Origin of the sequence: Bradyrhizobium sp. G127, assembly GCF_021502575.1 — a bacterium.
Classification (GTDB): Bacteria; Pseudomonadota; Alphaproteobacteria; order Rhizobiales; family Xanthobacteraceae; genus Afipia.
Genome location: NZ_JAKFGN010000001.1, coordinates 1896537 through 1920458, shown reverse-complemented (window position 1 = coordinate 1920458; position 23922 = coordinate 1896537). Strand labels below are relative to the sequence as shown.

The 23922-nt window shown below is 63.0% G+C and carries 19 protein-coding genes; 6 read left to right on the top strand and 13 right to left on the bottom strand.

Annotation, left to right across the window (positions count from 1 at the left end):
- Positions 1-25: 25 nt before the first annotated feature.
- The 3 genes from LVY71_RS09060 to LVY71_RS09050 all read right to left on the bottom strand — a co-directional run bounded on the left by LVY71_RS09060 (position 26) and on the right by LVY71_RS09050 (position 3620).
- Positions 26-982: a carbohydrate ABC transporter permease gene (locus LVY71_RS09060; protein ID WP_235099463.1), complete on the bottom strand. Its 957-nt coding sequence runs from the start codon at positions 980-982 to the stop codon at positions 26-28.
- Positions 983-1109: 127 nt separating this feature from the next.
- Complete coding sequence (locus LVY71_RS09055) at positions 1110-2435, bottom strand: ABC transporter substrate-binding protein (protein ID WP_235099462.1); 1326 nt, start codon at positions 2433-2435, stop codon at positions 1110-1112.
- 117 nt (positions 2436-2552) lie between these two features.
- Positions 2553-3620: an ABC transporter ATP-binding protein gene (locus LVY71_RS09050; protein ID WP_235099461.1), complete on the bottom strand. Its 1068-nt coding sequence runs from the start codon at positions 3618-3620 to the stop codon at positions 2553-2555.
- Positions 3621-3836: 216 nt separating this feature from the next.
- Between LVY71_RS09050 and LVY71_RS09045 the strand changes: the two genes are divergently transcribed.
- The 3 genes from LVY71_RS09045 (at position 3837) to LVY71_RS09035 (ending at position 7479) form a co-directional block, all read left to right on the top strand.
- On the top strand, positions 3837-5711 hold the full coding sequence (locus LVY71_RS09045) for an IlvD/Edd family dehydratase (RefSeq protein ID WP_502797546.1): 1875 nt from the start codon (positions 3837-3839) through the stop codon (positions 5709-5711).
- A gap of 115 nt (positions 5712-5826) precedes the next feature.
- Entirely contained in the window at positions 5827-6561 is a 735-nt protein-coding gene (locus tag LVY71_RS09040; RefSeq protein WP_235099459.1) for an SDR family oxidoreductase, read from the top strand.
- A gap of 171 nt (positions 6562-6732) precedes the next feature.
- Positions 6733-7479 (top strand): SDR family NAD(P)-dependent oxidoreductase, encoded by a 747-nt coding sequence (locus tag LVY71_RS09035; protein WP_235099458.1) that lies wholly within the window; start codon positions 6733-6735, stop codon positions 7477-7479.
- Between the two features lie 204 nt (positions 7480-7683).
- Here LVY71_RS09035 and LVY71_RS09030 read toward each other — a convergent pair whose 3' ends face one another.
- From LVY71_RS09030 to LVY71_RS08990, 9 genes are all read right to left on the bottom strand, one after another.
- Positions 7684-9000, bottom strand: coding sequence for an MFS family transporter (locus tag LVY71_RS09030; protein ID WP_235099457.1), 1317 nt, complete (start codon positions 8998-9000; stop codon positions 7684-7686).
- A gap of 51 nt (positions 9001-9051) precedes the next feature.
- The gene (locus LVY71_RS09025) at positions 9052-10764 is read right to left on the bottom strand and encodes an IlvD/Edd family dehydratase (RefSeq protein WP_235099456.1); all 1713 of its coding nucleotides are present in this window, start codon (positions 10762-10764) and stop codon (positions 9052-9054) included.
- 67 nt (positions 10765-10831) lie between these two features.
- The gene (locus LVY71_RS09020) at positions 10832-12355 is read right to left on the bottom strand and encodes a UxaA family hydrolase (protein ID WP_235099455.1); all 1524 of its coding nucleotides are present in this window, start codon (positions 12353-12355) and stop codon (positions 10832-10834) included.
- A gap of 70 nt (positions 12356-12425) precedes the next feature.
- Positions 12426-13202, bottom strand: coding sequence for an HpcH/HpaI aldolase family protein (locus tag LVY71_RS09015; RefSeq protein ID WP_235099454.1), 777 nt, complete (start codon positions 13200-13202; stop codon positions 12426-12428).
- A 165-nt stretch (positions 13203-13367) separates the two neighbouring features.
- Positions 13368-14453, bottom strand: coding sequence for a malate/lactate/ureidoglycolate dehydrogenase (locus LVY71_RS09010; protein WP_235099453.1), 1086 nt, complete (start codon positions 14451-14453; stop codon positions 13368-13370).
- Positions 14454-14456: 3 nt separating this feature from the next.
- Positions 14457-15185: an ABC transporter ATP-binding protein gene (locus tag LVY71_RS09005; RefSeq protein WP_235099452.1), complete on the bottom strand. Its 729-nt coding sequence runs from the start codon at positions 15183-15185 to the stop codon at positions 14457-14459.
- A gap of 2 nt (positions 15186-15187) precedes the next feature.
- On the bottom strand, positions 15188-16966 hold the full coding sequence (locus LVY71_RS09000) for a branched-chain amino acid ABC transporter ATP-binding protein/permease (RefSeq protein WP_235099451.1): 1779 nt from the start codon (positions 16964-16966) through the stop codon (positions 15188-15190).
- On the bottom strand, positions 16963-17838 hold the full coding sequence (locus LVY71_RS08995) for a branched-chain amino acid ABC transporter permease (RefSeq protein ID WP_235099450.1): 876 nt from the start codon (positions 17836-17838) through the stop codon (positions 16963-16965). The genes LVY71_RS09000 and LVY71_RS08995 overlap by 4 nt, the downstream gene beginning before the upstream one ends.
- A 158-nt stretch (positions 17839-17996) precedes the next feature.
- Positions 17997-19142 carry an ABC transporter substrate-binding protein gene (locus LVY71_RS08990; RefSeq protein ID WP_235099449.1) on the bottom strand — a complete coding sequence of 382 codons (1146 nt, stop codon included), beginning with the start codon at positions 19140-19142 and terminating at the stop codon, positions 17997-17999.
- A 295-nt stretch (positions 19143-19437) separates the two neighbouring features.
- Between LVY71_RS08990 and LVY71_RS08985 the strand changes: the two genes are divergently transcribed.
- Positions 19438-19938, top strand: coding sequence for a hypothetical protein (locus LVY71_RS08985; RefSeq protein ID WP_235099448.1), 501 nt, complete (start codon positions 19438-19440; stop codon positions 19936-19938).
- Positions 19939-20031: 93 nt separating this feature from the next.
- Here LVY71_RS08985 and LVY71_RS08980 read toward each other — a convergent pair whose 3' ends face one another.
- On the bottom strand, positions 20032-22401 hold the full coding sequence (locus tag LVY71_RS08980) for an efflux RND transporter permease subunit (RefSeq protein WP_235099447.1): 2370 nt from the start codon (positions 22399-22401) through the stop codon (positions 20032-20034).
- 288 nt (positions 22402-22689) lie between these two features.
- Here LVY71_RS08980 and trhO point away from each other — a divergent pair, with 288 nt between their 5' ends.
- Together trhO and LVY71_RS08970 are read left to right on the top strand one after the other, a co-directional pair.
- Entirely contained in the window at positions 22690-23499 is an 810-nt protein-coding gene (trhO, locus tag LVY71_RS08975) for an oxygen-dependent tRNA uridine(34) hydroxylase TrhO (protein WP_235099446.1), read from the top strand.
- Positions 23492-23719, top strand: a complete 228-nt coding sequence (locus LVY71_RS08970; protein ID WP_235099445.1) for a SlyX family protein — start codon at positions 23492-23494, stop codon at positions 23717-23719. Before trhO ends, LVY71_RS08970 begins: the two co-directional genes overlap by 8 nt.
- Positions 23720-23922 lie beyond the last annotated feature (203 nt).

The following is a 23922-nucleotide window of genomic DNA, read 5'->3' as shown; positions in this document are numbered from 1 at the left end:
ATAACTCTGCAACGTCACGGCTCGATCAGTCATTGTCCGACCCCTGCTGCCACTTGCGGCGCTGCATGCCGAACCAGGAGATCGTGATCGCGGCGAGCAGGAACGGAATCATCGCGGTCGCGACCGCCGCGCCCTCCCCGAGCCTGCCGCTCAGGATTCCGCGCTGATAGCTCAGCGTCGCCATCAGATGCGTCGCATTCACCGGGCCGCCGCGGGTCAGCGCCCAGATCAGCTGGAAGTCCGTGAACGTGAACAGCACCGAGAAGGTCATCACCACGGCGATGATCGGCGTCAGAAGCGGATAGGTGATGAAGCGGAAACGCTGCCAGTTGCTGGCGCCGTCAAGCGTCGCGGCCTCATAGAGCGACGGCGAGACGGTCTGCAAGCCCGCCAGCAGCGTGATGGCGACGAACGGCACGCCGCGCCAGATGTTGGCGATAATGACGCTGGCCCGCGCCCAGGAGGAATCGCCGAGGAAATTGATATTCTGCTGGATGATGCCAAGCTTGATCAGCGACCACGAAATGATCGAGAACTGGGAATCGTAGATCCACCAGAATGCAATCGCCGAGAGAACCGTCGGCACGATGAACGGGATCAGCACCGCGGCGCGGATCATCGCCTTGAACGGCATGTTGCGGTTGAGCAGCAGCGCGAGATAAAGCCCGAGCCCGAATTTGATGACGCTGGCGATGGTCGTATAGAGCAGCGTGTTAAAGACCGACAGCCAGAACACGCCGTCTTCCATCAGCCATTCGTAATTCTCGAGCCCGATGAAAACGCCGGGCCGTCCGATGCGGACGTCGGTGAAGCTCATCCAGACGCCGAGACCGAGCGGATAGGCCAGGAACAGGATCAGGAATGCCGCCGCCGGCAGCATGAACCACAGTGCAATCCAGTTGCGGTTCGCAGCCAGCCGCTGCCAGAACGACAAGGTGCTGACGTAACGCGGCTTGGACATCGACGCCGGTATCGTGCTCATGAGACCGAACCTTCGGCACGTATTCCGCAAAGGAGAGAGCCGTTTTGCGGCCAGAATACGTGCAAGTTGTGATCAGGACGATGGAAGCGCCGGCGCGGAAACAGTTCCGCGCCGGCAACGTTACCTGTTAGCGGTAGAGACGCTTGGCCTGACGCTCGGCGAAGGCGATCGAGCCCTTCGCATCTTCGCGGCCGGTGCAGTAGTTCGCGAACATGTCGACCACGATGAAGTCCGCGATCGCCGCCGCCGCGTTCTCGCCGAGCGTGCCGAGGCCACCGGGGGTCAGCGTGCGCTTGGCAACGTCGCGATACACCGTGTTCTTCGGATCGGACGTCCAGACCGGATTGTTGTCGTAGCCATTGAGGAACGACGACAGATAGCCCGACGCCGACGTCAGCCACGGATTGTACTGATCGGCTTCCATCATGAACGCGGTCAGCGCCTTGCACGCCTGCGGATACTTCGTGAAGTTGAAGGTCAGCATGGTGAACGGCAGATGCAGTTCGGTCGGTTTTCCGGCCGGGCCGATCGGCATGTAGGCGTGGTTCATGTCGTCGGCGACGGCCTTGTTCTCGCGTTTGGCGGTGACGTAGACCGAGATGCCGTTACAGGTGACATGAAGCTGGCCGGACACGAAGGCCTTGTTGTTCGACGAGTCGTTCCAGGATGCGGTGCCGGGAATGAACTCGCCATAGAGCGCCTTGACGTATTCCAGCGCCTTCAGGGTTTCGGGCGAATTAATGATGACCTTGTCGTTCTTGTCGACGAGATAGCCGCCGTGGGTCCACAGCGCCCAGTGCAGCCAGGTGTTGGCGTCGCCCGAGGCGTGACCGAGCGCCATGCCGGCCGGGGTGCCGTTCTTGTTGAGAGCCTTGCAGAGTTCGAGGAAGCCCGCGGTGTCCTTCGGAAATTCCTTGAAGCCGGCCTTTTCGCACGAGCTGATGCGATAGTTCATCAGCGCGCCGGTCGCCGCGACAGGAATGCCGATCCACTTGCCGTCCTTGCTCTTGCCGTAGGCGTTGGCGGAGTCCGCCCAGCCGCCGTACTTCTTGCCGAGATAGTCTGCAACATCCGTGACGTCGACGCACTTGGTCGGCAAGAGATGCGGCAGCGAGTAGAGGCCCCACACCATGTCGAGGCCCTGCCCGGTGTTGGCCGCAACAGAGGCCTTGGGCTGAATGTCGTCGTAGGATTCGTTGGAGACGTTGACTTCGACGCCGGTGGCCTTGGTGAAGGCCGCGATGATATCCATGAAAGCCTTGTCTTCGGCTTCGACAAAGCGCTTCCAGCGTAAGAGATTGATCTTGGCGCCGGCTTCGGGTTTCCACTGCGTGGTCTGCGCCCAGGCGGTGGCGAATCCTGTCAGCTGATCGACCGTCAGCGTCGCGGCGCCCGCGAGCACGGAAGCGCCGCCCTTCAGAAGCGCGCGCCGATTCGGTGTGAAATCACTCATAATCTGACTCTCCCTGTTTTGCCGGCTCTGTTGATTTCAACCGGTCATTTGCTGTGATTGGTAATTCAAAGTCTGCCGGGCGTGATCCGGTCCGGAAACCGGTTTCAAGATCACGCCTTAGTTGATGAGACGCTTTTCGGTTTCCTTGTCGAACACATGGGCTGCGGCCGGATTGGGCCGCAGCCTGACCTTGTCGCCGGGCTTCACCGGACGGCGATCGCGGATCACCGCGATCAGATCCTGCTGGCCGATCCGCGCGACGATCTGGGTTTCCGATCCGGTCGGTTCGACCACGATGACATCGGCCTCGATGCCGTCGTCGGCAAATTCGAGATGCTCGGGACGGATGCCGTAGATCACCGGCTTGCCGTCGAGCCCGGTGCGCGACGCAATCAACGGCAGCTTCGCGCCGTTCGCGGTCTCGACATGAGGGGTGTTGCTGCCGACCAGCTTGCCTTCAAGGAAGTTCATCGCCGGCGAGCCGATGAAGCCCGCCACGAACTTGTTGTCCGGATGATCGTAGAGTTCGAGCGGCGATCCCATCTGCTCGACGATACCGTCGTGCATGACGACGATCTTGTCGGCCATGGTCATGGCCTCGATCTGGTCGTGGGTGACGTAGACCGTGGTGGTCTTGAGCCGCTGATGCAGCTCCTTGATCTCGGTGCGCATGGCGACGCGCAGCTTGGCGTCGAGGTTCGACAGCGGTTCGTCGAACAGGAAGACCTGCGGATCACGCACGATGGCGCGGCCCATGGCGACGCGCTGACGCTGGCCGCCGGACAGTTGCCGCGGGTAACGGTCGAGCAGCGGCGTCAGGGCGAGAATGTCGGCGGCGCGATGCACGAGCTTGTCGATCTCGGCCTGCGGCGCGTCGCGCAGCTTGAGCGAGAAGCCCATGTTCTTGGCCACCGTCATGTGCGGATAGAGCGCGTAGTTCTGGAACACCATGGCGATGTCTCGTTCCTTCGGCTGCACGTCGTTCACGACGCGGTCGCCGATCGAGATCGTGCCCGACGTGATCCTTTCCAGGCCCGCGAGCATGCGCAGCAGGGTCGACTTGCCGCAGCCGCTTGGTCCGACCAGCACAACGAACTGTCCGTCCTCGATCGGAACGGTCACGCCATGAAGAACTTCAAATCCGCCGAACGATTTGCGCACATCGTGAATATGCACGGACGCCATATCTTCTCCTCCAGATAGATCGGCATTGTTCGGCAAAGGCCGTCGCTGCTCGGTCTTTTTGTTTCGCTTTATGTTCGTTATTCCCGCGTCTGTTCGAAAGACATTCTCTCTGCAAGTGGACCGTTTGCGCCATTAGACTGACGTCTATGAGGAAATTTGCAGCCTCTTTCCAAACATCGGATGTTTGACGTAGAACGTTGCAGATGTACCGTCAACATGCAACCATCGAAACGCGAATGCACGTGTGTGCAGTGCGGGAGAAATCTTGTGAAAAACGATAACGATAACGTCACGAAGAAAACTGGCGAGACGCGCAAACTCCGGTCCCAGCTCTGGTTCGACAATCCCGACAATCCGGGCATGACCGCGCTCTATCTCGAGCGCTACCTGAATTATGGGCTGACCCGGAAGGAGCTGCAATCGGGAAAACCGATCATCGGCATTGCACAAACCGGTAACGACCTGTCGCCCTGCAACCGCCACCATATCGAGCTTGCGCACCGCGTCCGCGAAGGCATCCGCGAAGCCGGCGGCATTGCGATGGAATTTCCAACCCACCCCATTCAGGAAACCGGCAAACGGCCGACCGCGGCGCTCGACCGCAACCTCGCCTATCTCGGCCTGGTCGAAATCCTGTTTGGCTATCCGCTCGACGGCGTGGTTCTGACCACCGGCTGCGACAAGACCACCCCCGCCTGCATGATGGCCGCCGCTACCGTCAACATTCCCGCGATCGTGTTGTCGGGCGGGCCGATGTTGAACGGCTGGCACAACGGCGAGCGTTCCGGTTCCGGCACCGTGGTGTGGAAATCACGCGAGGAAATGGCCGCGGGCAAGATCGATTACGAAGAGTTTATGGAAATCGTATCGTCCTCCGCGCCCTCGGTCGGGCACTGCAACACCATGGGCACCGCCTCCACCATGAACTCGCTGGCGGAAGCGCTCGGCTTCTCGCTTCCGGGTTGCGCTGCAATACCGGCCCCCTACCGTGAGCGCGGCCAGATTGCCTATGAGACCGGCAAGCGCGCCGTCGAGATGGTGTGGGAAGACCTCAAGCCGTCCGACTTCCTCACCCGCAAGGCGTTCGAGAACTGCATCGTGGTCAATTCGGCGATCGGCGGCTCGACCAACGCGCCGATCCACATCAACGCCCTCGCCCGCCACATCGGCGTGGAACTCTCCATCGAGGACTGGCAAACAATCGGCCATGACGTGCCGCTGCTCGTGAACATGCAGCCGGCGGGTTACTACCTTGGCGAGGAGTTTCACCGCTCCGGCGGCGTGCCGGCCGTGGTGCGCGAACTGATGAAGCACAAGCGCATCCACGAGGACGCGCTGACCGTCAACGGCAAGACCATGGGCGAGAACTGCAAGAACGCCGCCGTGCCCGACAGCGACGTGATCCGCACCTACGACAAGCCGCTGGTGAAAGACGCGGGCTTTATCGTGCTGCGCGGCAACCTGTTCGACTCGGCGATCATGAAGACCAGCGTGATCTCCAAGGAATTCCGCGATCGCTACCTCTCCAACCCGAAAGACCCGGAAGCATTCGAGGGCCGCGCCATCGTGTTCGAGGGACCGGAGGACTACCACCACCGCATCGACGATCCGTCGCTGAACATCGACGAGAACTGCATGCTGTTCGTGCGCGGCACCGGGCCGATCGGCTATCCCGGCGGCGCGGAGGTCGTGAACATGCAGCCGCCTGCGGCGCTGATCAAGAAAGGCATCACCTCGCTGCCCTGCATCGGCGACGGCCGCCAGTCCGGCACCTCCGGTTCGCCGTCGATCCTCAACGCATCGCCGGAAGCCGCCGCCAATGGCGGGCTTGCGATCCTCAGGACCGGCGACCGGGTCCGCATCGACCTCAACAAGGGTGAAGCCAACATCCTGATCCCCGACGCCGAGGTGAAGCAGCGCCACGCCGACCTGATGGCGAACGGCGGCTTCCCCTACCCGAAAAACCAGACGCCATGGCAGGAGCTTTACCGCAACACCGTGGGCCAGCAGTCCACCGGCGCCTGCCTCGAACTCGCCACCCGCTACCACAACATCGCGGGCACCGTCGGCGTCGCCCGGGACAACCACTAAAGCCAACAGCGTCATTGCGAGCGCAGCGAAGCAATCCATAAAACAAAAAGGGAAAGCTGGATTGCTTCGTCGCTACGCTCCTCGCAATAACGGCATCTGACACACGAGGCAAGACATGTCCGACCGACTGAAAGGCAAGCGCGCATTCGTGACCGCCGGTGCGGCTGGCATCGGCCGCGCCTGCGCCCTCGCCTTCACCCGCGAAGGCGCGACCGTGATCGCGACCGATATCGACGAGTCCGGCCTTGCCGCGCTGAAACTGGAAGGCGTCGCCGAAACCCACAAGCTCGATGTGCGCGACACGTCGGCGGTCCACGCAATGGCGAAAAAGGTCGGCAAGGTCGATGTACTGCTCAACGCCGCTGGCTTCGTCCACAACGGCACCGTGCTGGACTGCGCCGATACCGACTGGGATTTCTCGTTCGACCTCAACGTCAAGTCGATGCACCGCACGATCCGCGCCTTCCTGCCCCTGATGCTGGAAGGCGGCGGCGGCTCGATCGTCAACATCGCTTCCGCCGCCGGCGTGTTCAAGGCCGCCCCCAACCGCTACGTCTACAGCGCGACCAAAGCCGCCGTCGCGGCGCTGTCGCGTTCGGTCGCGGTCGATTTCATCACCAGGGGCATTCGCTGCAATTCGATCTGTCCCGGCACCATCGAGACACCGTCGATGCTGGGCCGCGCGGCAGCGCTGGGCAGCGGCGGACGCGAGATGTTCGTCAGCCGCCAGCCGATGGGACGGCTCGGCACCGCGGAGGAAATCGCCCTGCTCGCGCTGTATCTCGCCAGCGACGAAAGCGCCTTCACCACCGGCGTCGACCACATCATCGACGGCGGCTGGACGTTGTAAGAGTTTTTCGCACCACCCTTGCCCCGGACGCGGCGCAATACGCAGTATTGCGACGCTGATCCGGGGCCGTCACGAAACGCAGCTTCTGCGACGGTCCCAGCTCTGCGGAGCAGCCCAAGAGGCGCTGCTCCGCGTCCGCGACACACCAACGCGAAACCAGGGAGTTCAACCTTGAACAAGATCGACCTCAGTGGACGGTTCGCCGTCGTCACCGGCGGCGCGCAGGGCTTCGGCCGCGCCATCACCGAGCGTTTCGTGGCCTCTGGCGCCAAAGTGGCGATCTGGGATTTCGACCAGACGCTGGCGGAAAAGACTGCAAAGGAAATCGGCGCGGCGGTGACCGTGCTCGAAGTCGACGTCACCGATCCTGCCGCGGTGGATGCGGCACGCGACGCGACGCTGAAGGCGTTCGGCCGCATCGATATTCTCGTCAACAACGCAGGCATCGCCGGCGTCAACAAGCCGGTCGTGGATCTGTCCTATGACGAATGGCGTCAGGTGATGAAGATCAACCTCGACGGCCCGTTCATCTGCTGCCACGCCGTCGTGCCGGTGATGGTGAAACAGAACTACGGGCGGATCGTGAACATCGCCTCCATCGCGGGCAAGGAAGGCAACCCGAACGCTTCGCACTACTCGGCCTCGAAGGCCGGCGTGATCGCGCTGACCAAATCGCTTGGCAAGGAACTGGCGAACACCGACATCGCAGTCAATGCCGTGACGCCCGCCGCCGCCAAAACCGCGATCTTCGACCAGATGACGCAGCAGCATATCGACTTCATGCTGTCGAAGATTCCGCGCGGGCGCTTCCTCAAGGTGGAGGAACTCGCGTCCCTCGTGACCTGGATGGCGTCGGAGGAATGCCTCTACACCACCGGGGCGGTGTTCGACATCTCGGGTGGCCGGGCGACGTATTGATCTGATGAGCAGGCAGTCCGAATCACGCTGCGCCCAACCACGATGTCGTCCCGGCGCAGGCCGGGATCCATAACCACCGATCAAATGGCTATGGCGAGACGACCGCTCCGACACGTCGGCCATCGATAATTCAGGGAGTATGGGTCCCGGCCTGCGCCGGGACGACCTTGGAGAGAGATAGCGCCCTGCTTCCCGTCCTTCCCGCTAATCCGGGTCCGACTCGTGCCCGTGCAGGTAGCCCTTGACCTTGGGGTCCGGCATCACGATGGCTGCCACGAATGCAATCGCGCACAGCACGGTGACGTACCAGTAGAAGCTCGGCTCCGTGCCCTGGTCCTTGAACCACAGCGCGACGTACTCCGCCGAACCGCCGAACAGCGCGTTCGCGATGGCATAGGCAAAGCCGACGCTGAGCGCCCTCACCTCCGGCGGAAACATCTCCGCCTTCACGACGCCGCTGATCGAGGTGTAGAGCGAGACAATCGCCAGCGCGAGCACGATCAGGACATAGGCCATATAGGGATTGGTCACGCCGCCGATGGCATACATCAGCGGCACGACACAGAGCGTCGCCAGCAGGCCGAACAGCCGCATCTGGGTGCGGCGTCCGATCCGGTCGGACAGCGCGCCGAATGGCGGCTGCATGATCATGTAGGTGAACAGCACCGCGCTCATGACGACATTCACGGTGCGATGGTCCATCTGCGCCGTGTTCACCAGATATTTCTGCATGTAGGTGGTGAACGTGTAGAAAATCAGCGATCCGCCGGCGGTGTAGCCCAGCACGAGCAGGAATGGCTTTAGATGATGGGTGAAGATCGTGCGCAGCGATCCCGCGCCTTCGTGGGACCGGCTTTTTTCCGTCGACGTCTCGTGCAGGGCCAGGCGTAGATAAAGGGCGACGATGGCGCACAGCGCGCCGATGAAGAACGGAATGCGCCAGCCCCAGGCGCGGAGCTCCGCGTCGGTCAGCATCAGTTGGATGACCAGCACGACCAGCGACGCCAGCAACTGCCCGCCGATCAGCGTCACATACTGGAATGACGCAAAGAAACCGCGCTGGCCCGGCAGCGCCACTTCGCTCATATAGGTGGCGGTGGTGCCGTATTCGCCGCCGACCGAAAGCCCCTGAATCATGCGTGCGATCAGCAGCAGGATCGGCGCCGCGATCCCGATGCTGTCATGGGTCGGCAGCAGGCCGATGGCCAGCGATCCGCCGCACATCATCAGGATGGACGTGACCATCGAGGTCTTGCGGCCGTATTTGTCCGCGACGGAACCGAAAATATAACCGCCGATCGGCCGCATCAGAAAGCCGATGGCGAACACCGCGGCTGTCTGCAGCAGTTGCGTGGTCTGGTTGCCCTCGGGGAAGAACGCCTTGGCGAAATACAGCGCCGTGAAGGCGTAGGCGTAGAAATCGTACCATTCGACCAGATTGCCGGACGAACTGCCGACGATGGCCCAGATGCGGCGGCGGCGATCGGCGTGTTGCTCGGCGGTCAACGCAACTGTCGTCATCGAAACCCTCATTATCCAATTCCAAGGGATGCGCTGACCTGAACTGCCGGATCAGCCGCCGGACGGGCCTTCGCGCCGCATGAAATCGAAATCGCAGCCCTCATCCGCCTGCGTGATAGTCTCATAAAACAGGTGTGCATACCCCCGCTTAGCCCATACCGGCCTTGCAGGTTTGCCCAATGCAAGCTGGCGTACAGTCAATTCCACCTCATCGACCAGCAGATCGATCCGCCGCTTGGCGACATCGAGCCGGATCATGTCGCCGGTCTGCACCAGCGCCAGCGGCCCGCCGACGGCGGATTCCGGCGTGATGTGCAGCACGATGGTGCCGAACGCCGTTCCGCTCATGCGCGCGTCGGAAATCCGCACCATGTCCTTGACGCCGGTGCGCAGAATCTTCTGCGGGATCGGCAGATAGCCCGCCTCCGGCATGCCCGGTGCGCCCTTCGGCCCGGCGTTGCGCAGCACCAGTACGTCGTCCGCCGTGACGTCCAGGTTTGGATCATCCACGCGCAGCGTCATGTCCTCCACCGACTCGAACACCACCGCGCGGCCGGTATGCTGCAACAGCTTGGGCGATGCCGCCGAATGCTTGATGATCGCGCCGCGCGGCGCGAGATTGCCGTGAAGCACCGCCATCGCGCCTTCGGGCGTGATCGGATTGTCGCGCGAACGGATCGCGTCCTGCCCCGGCACTTCTTCGGCATTGGCAACAACATCGCGCAGCGTGCCGCCAGCGATGGTCTTCGCATCGAGATCGATCAGGTCGCCGAGCTGCTTCATCAGCTTCGGCACGCCGCCAGCATGATGGAAGTGCTCCATATAATGTGAGCCGGATGGCTTGAGATCGATCAGCACCGGCACGTCGCGGCCCAACTGGTCGAATGCCGCCAGATCGATGCGATGTTCGGTGCGGTTGGCAATCGCGGTGAGATGGATCAGCCCGTTGGTCGAGCCGCCGATGGCCTGCAACACCACCTGCGCGTTTCTGAACGCAGCCGGCGTCAGCAGTTCACTCGGACGCGGCCCGCCGCTCACGGCCATTTCCGCCGCGCGCCGGCCGCTCAGTTCGGCGGAACGCACACGCTCGGAATGCGGCGCGGGAATCGTCGCGCTCATCGGCAGCGACAATCCCAGTGCTTCGGTGATGCAGGCCATGGTGCTGGCGGTGCCCATCACCATGCACGTCCCCACCGATGGCGCGAGGCGCCCGTTCACCGCCTCGATCTCCACCTCGTCGATTTCGCCCGCGCGAAACTTTCCCCACATCCGGCGGCAATCGGTGCAGGCGCCCAACACCTCGCCCTTGTGATGGCCGACCACCATCGGCCCCACCGGAATGACCACGGTCGGCAGGTCCGCGCTGACGGCGGCCATGATCTGCGCAGGCAGCGTCTTGTCGCAGCCGCCGATCACGACGATGGCATCCATCGGCTGGGCGCGGATCATCTCCTCGGTGTCCATCGCCATCAGGTTGCGCAGGTACATCGAGGTCGGAAACGAGAAGCTCTCGGCGATGGAGATGGTCGGAAACACCATCGGCATCGCGCCCGCCAGCATCACGCCGCGCTTCACCGCCTCGATCAGCTGCGGGACGTTGCCGTGGCAAGGATTGTAGTCGCTGTAGGTGTTGGTGATGCCGACGATCGGGCGCTCCAGCGCGTCGTCGGAATAGCCCATCGCCTTGATGAAGGCCTTGCGCAGGAACAGCGAAAATCCCGGATCGCCGTAGCTGGTCAGCCCCTTCTTGAGACCTTTGGTCATTTGTCTTTCCGTCGCAGTGATTTGCGGCGGCACATTAGAAGCATTTCAGGGGCGTGGCAAAGCCGCCCTACATCGTCGCGCCAAGCACCCACGGCGCGAACTCCGCAGCACCGAAATCGAACGCCTCGCTCTTGGTCTGTTCGCCGGAGGCCACCCGCAGCATCAGGTCGAAGATGCGCTGGCCGCATTGCTGCACGGTTTCCTCGCCGTCGAGGATGGTGCCGCAGTTAACGTCCATGTCGTCTTCCATGCGCCGATACATCGGCGTGTTGGTGGCGAGCTTGATCGAGGGCGACGGCTTGCAGCCGAACACGCTGCCGCGTCCCGTGGTGAAAGCGACCATGTTGGCACCGCCCGCCACCTGACCTGTCGCGGCCACCGGATCGAAGCCCGGCGTATCCATGAAGGTGAAGCCCTTTTTCATCACCGGCTCGGCATAGCCCACCACGTCGACCAGATTGGTGCTGCCTGCCTTGGCCATCGCGCCGAGCGACTTTTCCAAAATGGTGGTGAGGCCGCCGGCCTTGTTGCCGGGGCTGGGATTGGAATCCATCTCCGCGCCGTTGCGCTCGGTGTAATCCTCCCACCAGCGCATCAGCGCGACGAGCTTCTCGCCGACCTCGGGACTGACCGCGCGGCGCGTCAAGAGATGTTCGGCGCCATAGGTCTCCGGCGTTTCCGACAGGATCACCGAGCCACCATGCCGCACCAGGATATCGCTCGCTGCACCCAGCGCCGGATTGGCCGACACGCCGGAATAGCCATCCGAACCGCCGCACTGGAGCGCGACCATCAACTCGCTTGCGGAGCAAGGCTCGCGCGTGATGGCGTTGGACTCGGCCAGCACTTCGCGGACGAAGGCCACCGCCTTCTCGACGGTTTTGCGTGAGCCGCCGACGTCCTGAATGTCCAGCGCGCGCAGGCGGCCAGCCAGCCGCTGCTCTTCGAGGAAGCCGCCGATCTGGTTCATCTCGCAGCCAAGACCGAGGATGATGACGTGCGAGAAGTTTACGTGGCGCGCGTAGCCGCCGAGCGTTCGCCGCAAGACAGTCAAAGGCTCAAGCTGGGTCATGCCGCAGCCGGTCTTGTGGGTCAGCGCCACCACGCCGTCCACATTCGGAAACGCCGCCAGCGGATCGTGGCCGGTGAACGGATTTTTCTTGAACACGTCGGCGACGAGCCCTGCGACATGGGCGCTGCAATTTACGCTGGTAAGAATACCGATATAGTTGCGCGTGGCCACGCGGCCGTCGGGACGGCGGATGCCCTGAAAGGTTGCGGGCCAATCGAAGTTCGGCGTCGGCTTGACGTCGACACCATAGGCATAGTCCTTGGAGAACTCGCCCATGCCGATGTTCTGCACATGGACATGCTGCCCCGGCGCGATCGATTGCGTCGCGAAACCGATGATCTGGCCGTAGCGCATCACCGGCTCGCCAACGGCGATAGGCTTCACCGCAACCTTGTGGCCCGCCGGAATCCGCTCGCTTGCCGCGATCCCGGGCGCAACCTCCGCGCCGGGCAGCAGCGCCGCGCGCGCGATCACCACGCCGTCGTCGGGATGCAGGCGGATCACAGGTGTCGGGGCCATGGCTGTATTCCTTGCTGGCTTTGGCGTCTTCTTTTTCACCTCTCCCCGCTTGCGGGGAGAGGTTGAAACGCTACGCCTTGCCGCCGGACCCCTTGCGCGTCTCGGCAATGTGGCTCTTGGCGGACATCGCCAGAAGTCCGCTGTCGTTCATGATCGTCACCAGCTTGAAGCCGCGCTGGATCGCAAGCGTCGCACCAGCGTGTCCGCTGCAATGGATGCCCGGGAAGATGCCGCGCTTCTCGCACGCCTTCACGACCTTTTCGTAGATCGCCAGCATCTCGGGCTCGGTGCGGTCGAGGGTCGGGTGCAGGCCGTAGGAGAAACCCAAATCGGACGGGCCGATGTAAACGCCGGCAATGCCCTTCACGTCCAAAATCGACTCCAGATTCTCGACCGCGGTCTTGGTCTCGATCATCGGAATGCAGAGTGTCTCGTCGTTCGCGGTCTGCTGATAGGTTCCGGCCGAACCGTACATCATGGCGCGGATCGGGCCGTTGCTGCGGGTGCCGCGCGGCGGATATTTTGCGGCGGCAACGAAGCGCTCGGCCTCTTCCTTGGTGTTGATCATCGGGCAGATCACGCCGTAAGCGCCGCCGTCCAGCACCTTCCCGATGATGCCGGGCTCGTTCCACGGCACGCGCACCATCGGCGTCACCGGATGCGCCTGCATCGCCTGGAAGCACTGGATCATCGACTGATAGTCCTGCACGCCGTGCTGCATATCGACGGTGACGCTGTCGAAGCCGCATTGCGCCATCACCTCGGCGGAGAAGCCCGACGGGATCGCCAGCCAGCCGTTGACCACGACCTTGCCCGCCGCCCAAATCTCTTTGACTTTATTTGCCATTGTTTTTCTTTCCGTGTTCTCTCGTTTCTCGCCGTAGTCCCGTGCATTGCCTAAGTGTCATTGCCGGGCCTGACCCGGCAATCCATCTCTTGAAGTGATGGATACGCGGGTCAAGCCCGCGTATGACACTTCTTGTTTTTTTGCGCGTGCAACGCGACGCGTGATCTACCCCTCCGCAGCCTTCACCGCCGCCTCATCGATCCCGACAGACCGCGCGGTCGCCGCAATGGAATTCCATGTCTCGTCCGTCAGTGGCACGCCGTTCGTGGTGCGATCGGCGCGAGTCGCGGCTTCCGGCTCGCCCGGAATCAGCACCGCGTCGTGACCCTGCGCCAGCTTGCTGTCCTTGAAATAGGCGATGTAACGCGCGACCTCGCCGTCGAAGAAATGCGCCGGGTCTACAACCTTCGGATCGATGAAGATCGCCAGCATGCCGTTGGAGAAGCGCCGGTCGGTCTTGGTCGCGCCGTTGCCGGTCAGCGCGCCCCCGAGCAGTTCGCACATCAGCGCCAGGCCCGAGCCTTTATGCTCGCCGAATGCACGGATCGCGCCCTTGCCCTGCGCGTGAATGCGCGGACCGTCGGCTTCATAGGGACCGTAAAGCACATGCGGGTCCTCGCTCAGCGAACCGTCTTCATTGACCAGCGCGCCCTTCGGCAATTTCTTGCCGCCGCGGCTCGCCACCATCACCTTGCCTTCCGCGACGATGGAGGTCGCGAAATCCAGCACCACCGGCCCCTGCCCCGGACGCGGAATGCCGACGCAATAAGGTGCCGTCGAAAGCTTTCGCGCGACGCCGCCGTAAGGCGCGACCAGCACCGAGCCCGCGGCATTGACGAAAAAGATCGAGACCAGCCCTTCCGCCGCAGCCATTTCCGCCCAGTCGCCGACGCGGCCAAGATGGCCGGAATTCTTCAGCGTCATCGCCGCAAGACCGTTGGCCTTGCACTTGTCGATACCGACCCGGACCGCCTGCGGCGTCACGGTCTGGCCGTAGCCGAAGCCGCCGTCGATCACCGCGATCGACGGCGTATCGACCACCATCGTGATGGTCTGGTCAGGAACGATGACGCCTTCCTTCGCCCACTTCACATATTGCGGGACGCGGATGACGCCGTGGCTGTCATGGCCGGTGAGGTTCGCCGTCGTGAGATAGGTGGCGATGCGCTCGGCCTCGGCCTTCGAAGAGCCTGCGCGCAAAAAGATGTCGGCGACGAAGCCGATGAGTTTCTTGTGATTGATTGTCGTCATGAGTTAAACGGTTGCCTTGGTATGGCCGCCTAGATACGCGGCTCTGATTGCTTCGTTGCCCCACAGTTCGTCGGGTTTGCCGCCGAGCGCGAGACGCCCGGTTTCCAGCACATAGCCGTAATCGGCGACGGACAGTCCCATGCGGGCGTTCTGCTCCACAAGTAAAACCGTCGTGTCGCGGCGGATTTCCGCGATGATCCGGAACACCGCCTGCACGATCACCGGCGCGAGGCCGAGCGACGGCTCGTCGAGCAGCAGAAGGCGCGGCTTCGCCATCAGCCCGCGCGCCACCGCGACCATCTGCAACTGCCCGCCCGACAGCGTCCAGCCGAGCTTGTCGGCAAACTGACGGATATCCGGAAACAAATCGAACATCGCATCCGCCTCGCGCGACAGCTGCGCCTTGGCGACCCGGCGGTTCGAGGCGCCGAGCATGATGTTCTCTTTCACCGTGAGGCCGGGAAACACCCGCCGCCCCTCCGGCACATGGGAAATGCCGAGGCGCACGATGGCCTCCGGCCCGAGGCCGACGATGGATTTGCCCTCGAACAGGATTTCCCCCGCCGCGGGCTTCGCCAGACCGGAGATGGCGCGCAGCGTGGTGGACTTGCCCGCGCCGTTGGAGCCGAGCAGCGTCACCACCTGTCCCTCATCCACCTTCAGCGACACGCCGCGCAGCGCTTCGATCTCGCCGTAGAGCACCATCAGGTCGTTGATTTCGAGCAGCGCCATGGTCACTCCGTTCCGAGATAGGCGGAAATGACGTCGGGATGCTGCAGCACCGCCAGCGATTCACCGTCGGCGATGCGCTTGCCAAAATTCAGCACGGTGATGTGCTGCGCGGCCTCGCGCACCAGCGTCATGTCATGATCGATGATGAGAATGGTCAGCCCCTGCGCCGCGATCCGCTTGAGCAGGTCGTGCAGCTCGACCTTCTCGGAGGAGTTCAGGCCCGCCGCCGGTTCATCCAGCAGCAGCAGAACCGGATTGCCGGCGAGCGCGCGGGCGATCTCGATCAGGCGCTGATGGCCGTAGGAGAAGCTCGACACCAGCTCATTGGCGCGCGGACCGAGACCGACGAAGGTCAGCGCGGAGAGCGCGCGCTGCGTCAGCGCATCCGCACCGCCGTCGCCGATCAGCGTATTGCCCGGCCGCTCCGCGCCGATCACGACGTTTTCGAGCGCCGTCATGGAGCGGAACAGCCGGATGTTCTGAAACGTGCGGCCGAGCCCCGCCGCCGTGCGCTGATGCGCCGGCATGTCGGTGACGTCGGTGCCGTCGAGCACGATCCTACCCGACGTCACCTTGTAGAGACCGGACAGCATATTGAGCGTGGTGGTCTTGCCCGAGCCGTTCGGCCCGATCAGCGCATGCACGCCGCCACGGCGCACTGAAATGTCCACGTTGTCGACGGCCTTGAGACCGCCGAAGTGTTTCGACAGGCCGGTGACTTCGAGCACGATGTCGCCGCCGGTCTTCGCAGGGCTCAGTTGCAACGCCGGGCTCGCCACATGCGGCGGCGTCCTCGCCCGCCATCGGGTGATGATTTCCTGAATGAAGCCCCAGATGCCGTCCGGCATGAAGCGCACGATCAGGATCACGAACAGGCCGTAGATCGCGAGATAGAGCCCCGGAATGTTCTTCAGGAAGCGCAGCCATTCCGGAATCAGGATCAGCAACCCCGTGCCGATCACCGCGCCGATCGGCGAGCCGACGCCACCGAGCAACGCCATGGTCAGGAACACGATCGACTCGGCGAAGGAGAACTGGTCCGGGCTGACATAGGAGAAGCCGCCGGCGTACAGTCCGCCGCCGATGCCGCCGAGCAGCGCGGACAGCGCGAATGCCGCGACCTTGGTGCGGAAAATGTCGATGCCCGCCACGCCCGCGGCCAGCTCGTTGTCGCGCACCGCGCGCATCGCGCGGCCGATCCGGGTGTCCGGCAGATGCCAGACCAGATAGCCGATCACCGCCAGCGCCGCGACGCAGAAGGCCAGAAACGCTTGCTGCGACTGCAACAGCGCCGGGCGGCCGATCCGGGATATCCCGTCCGGACCGCGCGTCAGCCAGATCGCGTTGATCATCACCAGCGTGACAATCTGCTGGAACGAAATCGTCACCATGGCGAGGTAATGCCCGCCAAGCTTCAGCGTCGTCATGCCGAGCACAGCGCCTGCCGCCAGCGCCAGCAGCGATCCGCCGATGAGACAGATCCAGAAATTGACCTGGTAGTCGGCGGTGCCGAGACCGACGACATAGGCGCCAAGACCGAAGAACGCCGCCTGCGCCAGATTGATCTGCCCGCACAGGCCGAGCACGACGGTGAGCCCGAACACGGCGATGGCGAATGTGGTCGCCTGCATCAGGATATTGAGAACGTAGCCGTCGAAGGTCATGGTTGCGGCGGCGAACACGGCGACCGCCGCGCCAACAAAATACGGCAGATGCCGCAACACCGCCGGCGTCGAACGCACGGTGGTCGAAGCCGTCATGTTCTCTGTTTTCGCGGTCATGCTTTTTCCGCCACGCGTTCGCCGAAGATGCCCTGCGGACGGAAGACCAGAAACGCGATCAGCACGAGGAACGCGAACGCATCCTTGTACGGCACCGAGACATAGGCCGCGCCGAACGTTTCGATGATGCCGAGCGCGATGCCGCCGATGATCGCGCCGGTTACGTCACCGAAACCGCCGATGATGGTGGCGGCGAAGGCCTTCAGCGCGATGGTCGCGCCCATCTGGATCGACACGAAGAGAATCGGCGCGACGAGGATGCCTGCCAGACCGCCGAGCACCGCGGAGTAGATGAACGTAATCATGATCATGCTGGACACCGAAATGCCGAGCAGCGACGCCATCTCCTTGTCCTGCGACGTCGCCTGCAGCTTCTTGCCGAGCATCGTGTGCTCGAAGAACCAGTAGTTGAGCACCACCAGCACGATGGTGACGGCGATGATCAGCAGATACTGGCTGTCGAGATAGACCGGCCCGAGCTGAATGCCGGGCGTCTCGAACCAGCCTTCCAGCACCTGCGGCGCGGGGCCGTAGATCGCCAGCACCGAATTGGCCAGGAAGATCGACGCGCCGATGGTCGCGATGATGACCGGCAGGAAGGTGCGGTGACGCAGCGGATAGTAGACGCCGAGATTGAAGATCACCCCGAACAGCGCCATGCCCGCCAGCGAAATAATGAAGGAGAGCCAGTACGGCCATTGCAGATCGACCGCGAACACCACCATCAGGAAGGCCGCCACCATCGAGAACTCGCCCTGCGCGAAGTTCACGACGTTGGTGGCGCGGAAGATCAGCACGAAGCCCAGCGCCACCAGCGCGTAAACCGAGCCGATGCCGATGCCCGTGAAGAGCAACTGAAGAATCTGGTCCATGAAACACTCGGTGCGAGAATGGAATACGCCGCAAACGCGGACGGCATGTCACGCGGCGCAGGTCACGAAGCAATCCGGGAATTATTGCTGTTGTTGCCGGATTGCTTCGCTTCGCCTGCGAACGCGGCTTCGCATGCCCGCGAAAGCCGCCGCCGCGATCAGGTCTTCGCTTCGATATGCTTCTCGAAGACGATATTGCCCTTGTCGTTCTTCACGATGTTGTAGCCGTGAAGGCCGTCGCCATTGGCGTCGAAGTTGTACTGGCCTTCCGCGCCTTCGAAACCCTTGATCGCCAGGATCGCGGTGCGAACCTTCTCCGGATCGGTGGACTTCGCCGTGTTCATCGCCTTCGCCAACACGGTGACGGCGTCGTAGGTCCACGCGCTCTGGTTGTCCGGCGCGAGCTTGTAGGCATCGCGATAGGCCTTGCCATACGCCTTGGCGGTGGGGCTGGAATCTTCGGCGTAGTCGGCGACGCCGTAGGTGCCGTAGAGCGACGCGCCGGCGAGCCGGGTCGACGACACGCCGACGATCGAGGGCGAGCCCACCCACGGAATGTTGACGCCGAGCTGGCGCAACTGCCGCGCGAAGATGCCGAGATCGTTCTCGAAGGTGAAGTACGAGCCCAGCACGTCCGCGCCGGACTGCTTGATCGCCAGCACCACCGGGGTGAAGTCCTGGCTCTGGTTGGCATAGCCCTGATCGATCACCGGCGTGATGCCGAGCTTCGAAAGGCCCTCCGTCAGCGCCTTGCCGCCCGCCGTGCCGAAGGCGTCGGTGGAATGCAGCACCGCCCACTTCTTCTTGCCGAGGGTGTTGGTGCCGTAATCGGCGATCACGCTGCCGGAATAGCTGTCATTGGGGCGGAAGCGGAACAGCCACTTGTTGCCCATGTGGGTCAGGTTGGGATCGGTGCCGCCGATCGCCATCGGCTTGCCGAGCTTGAGCACGTCGGGCGCCATGGCGTGAACCTGCGTCGAGCGGATCGAGCCGAGGAAGGCGACGATGTCGGACTGCGCGGCGAGTTTGGAGAACGCGAGCACCACGCCGGGGTTGGTGGTCTGGTCGTCTTCAGTCACGAGTTCAAGCTGCTTGCCGAGCACGCCGCCCGCCTTGTTGACGGCTTCGAGCGCCAGCTTCGCGCCGTTGAGAGCGAACTTGCCCTGCTCCGCCGCCGAACCGGTGACCGGGAGCACCTGACCGATCTTGATGGTTGCGCCCTGCGCTCCGGCGTTTCTGACGAAGGCGGGGGCAGCGAGGGTCGCGGCAACGCCGACGGAAAAATCGCGTCTGGTTAGCTTCATGTCGTCCTCCCAAATGGCCGTGCTTTTTTCGCCGGCCTTGGAGGGGATTAGATGTGTGAAAATCCGAATTGTCTACCGGTCTGGAGAAATTCGTCCCAAACATCCGATCATTGCATTGCAACGCGGGACAGCGCGAAAAATACCGGTATTGGCGGATTGCAGCGCTGTCACCGGGCTGACACGAAGCCCAATCGGGGAATTTTCCCATTTTGGTGCGCTGCGCTACATTTTCCGGTGAACCAAAGCGTGGTATGAGCGACGAATACATATCGACCGCAACGGATGGTGTTTACAGATGTCTTTCCCCGCGACTTTTCGCTTGAAGAATTTCCGCAATCTCGCTGCCGCCGCAGCCGTTTTGCTGACACCCGCCCTCGCCCACGGCGGATCCGGGCCGTTTGCCGATTTTGCAGGCAACTGGTCGGGCAGCGGCTCCATCACCATCGCCGAAAGCGGCACCGAGCGCATCCGCTGCCGCGGAACCTATTCCGTGAACAGCGACGGCAGCACCCTAAATCAGGTTCTTCGCTGCGCGAGCGACAGCTACAAGTTCGAACTGACCAGCAACGTCGCCGCCAAGGGGAATAATCTGACCGGCTCCTGGAGCGAAGTCAGCCGCAACGTCAACGGCAGCATCGAGGGCAGCATTTCCGGCGGACAGGTCAACGCTCTGGTGACCGCCAACGGCTATGCAGCGACCTTCGTCATGTCGGCGCGCGGCAGCCGGCAATCGGTCAACATCAGTTCCAAGGGTGAAATTCGCGGCGTGACCATCAGCCTCGCGAAGGGCAACTAGCCCCACACCTTTCCGCTCCGGCCAATAAAACGGCCCGCCGATGCGTCATCGGCGGGCCGTTTTGCAAGTGCTCCTCGCAATCACGAGGCCCGATTATTCCGCGGGCTTCGGCTTTGCCCACGCCGCCTTGATCTTGTGGGACGTGCTGATGAGCCACATCGCCGTCGGGCGCAGAATGAAGAGGTCCGCGATCAGCGCCGCGATCATCGAGAACGCGCTGAGCCATCCGAACAGGCGCAGCGACGGCAGGTCCGAGAACACCGTCACCACGAGGCCGCAGGCCAGGACCACGGTGGTCAGGATCAGCGCCGGTCCGACCAGCACGGTCGCTCGCTCCACAGCCTGCGCCTCGTCCACGCCGGGCTTCTCCTCCAGCCGCAGCCGGTTGAGGAAGTGAATCGTCGCGCTCAGTCCCAGACCGAACGACACGGTGAGCGCGACCACGCTGGCGAATTGCAGCCCCTCCCCGAGAAACCACAGCACGGTGCCCGACAGCACCACCGGGAAGATGCCGGGCAGGATGCTGGCGAACATCACCACCACCGAGCGGAACGCGAGGCCAATGAACGCCGCCACCAGCAGAAATTCGATGGTGAGGCCGTGGTTGAGCTTGCCGATCATGCTGGCGCTGTTGCGCGCGGCAATGGCGGACAGGCCGGTCACGGCGATCAGATAACCGGGATGCGCGCTGCGCACGGTACCCATCGCGGCATCCAGCTTTTCGACCGTCGGCAGGATCTGGCTTGAATCCAGATCGGGCACGCGGCCCGACACCACCACCGCGTCTTCATTCTCCGAGATGAAGCGCCGCGACAGATACTTCGGCAAGAGATCGACATACTCCTTGAGAATTGCGACGTCGGAGCGGCCCGCCTTCTCGGCCAGCCAGCGCCGCAGCGTCTCGATCGACCAGACGTTGCCGACGCCCGCCTGCTTCTCGATAATAGTGTGGACGGCGGCGATGGTGTCCAGCGTTTCGGGGTCGTACAGCGACTTGCCCTTGGGCAATTCGATCAGCACGTCGATCGGATTGGCGCCGGTCAGCTTGGCATCGAGACGGCTCGACGCCTCCACCGCCTGCTGCTTGTCCGGCACCTGATCGGCGAGACGATAGCGCGGTTCGAGGCTCGCGTAGATGATGCCGAGCCCGAGCACCACGACCAGCGCGATCAGGCTGAACAGCCCGGGACGGCCGACCATCCGCACCGCGATCCACGCGCAGAACGCGCGCAGCGCCTCGACGCCGCGGTCGGCGCCCTTTACCTTGGCGACCAGCAGGTTTTCCTTGCGCACCAGCAGCACGCCGAACACCGGAACCAGCGACAGCACCGCGATCAGTGCGATGATGGTCGCCATCAGGCCGGCTTCACCGAAGGTGCGGATCAGGTCGGAATCGGAAAACTGCAGGGCGAGGAACGACAGCGCCGCGGTGCCGTGGGTCAGCACGCAGGCCGGTCCCACCACCAGCACAGCGTTGCGGAAGGCGGTGTACTTGTCCTCGCCCGCGATCAGCCGGTCTCGCGCAGCAAAGGTGAGCTGCATGGAGTCCGCGAAACTGATGACCATGATCAGCGGCGTCATCACGTTCAGGAACATGTTGAGGCTGAAGCCGAGCCAGCCCAGCGTGCCGATCGACAGCAGGATCGCCAGCAGCGGCGGAAACGCTGCGACGATCATAAAGGAGATGCGCCGGAAGAAGATGATGGCGATGATGCAGCCGGCGAGAATGCCCGCGATGTTGTAGGTCAGGCCGTCGCGCTCCACCGCGTTGCGGATTTCGAGCTGCATCACCGGCACGCCGGACAACTGGCTGCTGAGATTGGTGCCCTCAAGATCCTCGTTCATGATCTTGCGGACCTCGCCGATGGTGGCGTTGAGGCCCTTGTTGCCGACGATGGCGGGATCCAGCGCCAGCACGATCAGCGCCAGCGTGCCGTCTTCCGACAGCAGCTTGCCCTTGATGACCTCGTTGTCTCTTACACGCTTGATAAAGGCGTCGTACTCCGCGCCCTCGGGGAGCGTTTCGGGAAACAGCGCCGCCGGCAGCCGTCCGCCCTCGGGCGGCTGGCGCGCGGAGAACAGCGAGATGATGCCGCGGGTGCCGTCCACCAGTTGCAGGTCGGTGACGAGATCGCGCAGTTTCTCGAGCGAGGAGCGCTCCAGCAGCGACTTGCCCTCCACCACCACCAGCACGTCGTATTCGCTGGACGGGAAGCGCTTGGTGACTTCTTCGTATTGCTTGTATTCCGGGGTATCGGACCGGAACAATTGGCTCAGCGAATCGTCGATCTTGATGCGCTGGAGGCCGAACACCGCGACCACGACCAGCGCCAGCAGCACCACCGCTGCGACCTTCGGCGCGCGCAGCGCGATCAGCCCGATCCGCTCAAGCCCGAATGCGATGCTGAAGGATTTTTTGGCCGCGGCGTCGGGGGCCGGATCGTTTGAAATTCCGTGAGACAAAGGCGGGTCCGATTCTCTCGATAGGCTCGGATTTATCTAGCAGATTTCCTTGGATAGCGAGGTGTACCTGCCAAAATAAGGCGGGGATCAGGCGCGCCGGGACCCACACCGGCAGCCCCGCATCCATATGGTCCGCCTTGTCCCGAACACCACGGGATGCCGCAAAATGCGGCAGACATAACGGGAATTCCGCGGAAAACTCACGGTCCGGGAGCGGCCTCACGGTGGGTCAGATCCCTCCGGATTAGCGGTTTCTGCGCACCGCTCCGTCCTGATATAACCCCCGCCATGTCGTACAAGGTCGCCGCTTTCTATCAGTTCGTCCCGCTCCCGGATTTCGAAGCCCTGAGGGAGCCGCTGCGCAATATGTGCGTGGCGCTGGACATCAAGGGTATCATCCTGCTTGCCGCCGAAGGCATCAACGGAACCGTGGCCGGACGCGATGTCGCCATCGATGCCCTGATGAACCAGTTGCAGCATGGTGCGCTGTTCGACAGCCGCCTCGACAAGCTGGAGCTGAAATTCTCCACCGCCAACGACATGCCGTTCAACCGGATGAAGGTGCGGCTGAAAAAGGAGATCGTGCGGCTCGGCGATCCGGAGGTCGATCCCAACGCCAAGGTCGGTATTTATGTCGATGCCGCCAACTGGAATGCGCTGATCGCGCAGGACGACGTGCTGCTGATCGACACCCGCAACGGCTTTGAGGTCGAGATGGGCACGTTCGAGGGCGCGGTGGACCCGAAGATCACGCGGTTCGGAGAATTCCCCGACTTCGCCGCGCGCACACTGGACCCGGCCAGGCACAGGAAAGTCGCGATGTTCTGCACCGGCGGCATCCGCTGCGAGAAGGCCAGTTCCTATCTGCTGTCGCAGGGGTTCGAGGAGGTCTATCACCTCAAGGGCGGCATCCTGAAATATCTCGAAGAGATTCCGGAGGCGCAAAGCCTGTGGCGCGGCGAATGTTTCGTGTTCGACCAGCGCATCGCGCTCGGCCATGGTCTTGTGCAACGTCCGGTCACCGATCACACCGACGCCACCGAGATCGACATCAGCGAGCAGGCCGACGCCGCCCAAACCGAGGACGTCAATGACTGACCAGCCATCCCCCTCGCTCGCATCCCGGATCGAGGCGCTGGAAATCCGCATCGCCTATCAGGACGAGACCATCGAGACCCTGAACAAGACCATCACCGAGCAATGGCGCAAGATCGATGCACTCGGCCGGGAGGTCGTGACCCTGCGCGAGCGGCTGGATGACGCCGAGATGAAATCCGGCGCCGGCCCGGCGTCTGAGCCGCCCCCGCCGCATTATTGACGAACAACCACCGTCGCGTGCGCTCTGTCATCGCCTGTACATAGTCTCCCGGCGTAACATCGATATTTAGGTCGTCCCGGCGAAGGCCGGGACCCAGACTCCCTGTCGTCGCAATTGATGCGATACGCCAGCAGTACATCGTCACAAGAGTATCCAGGGGTGATGGGTCCCGGCCTTCGCCGGGACGACGCGGGTAATAAAAG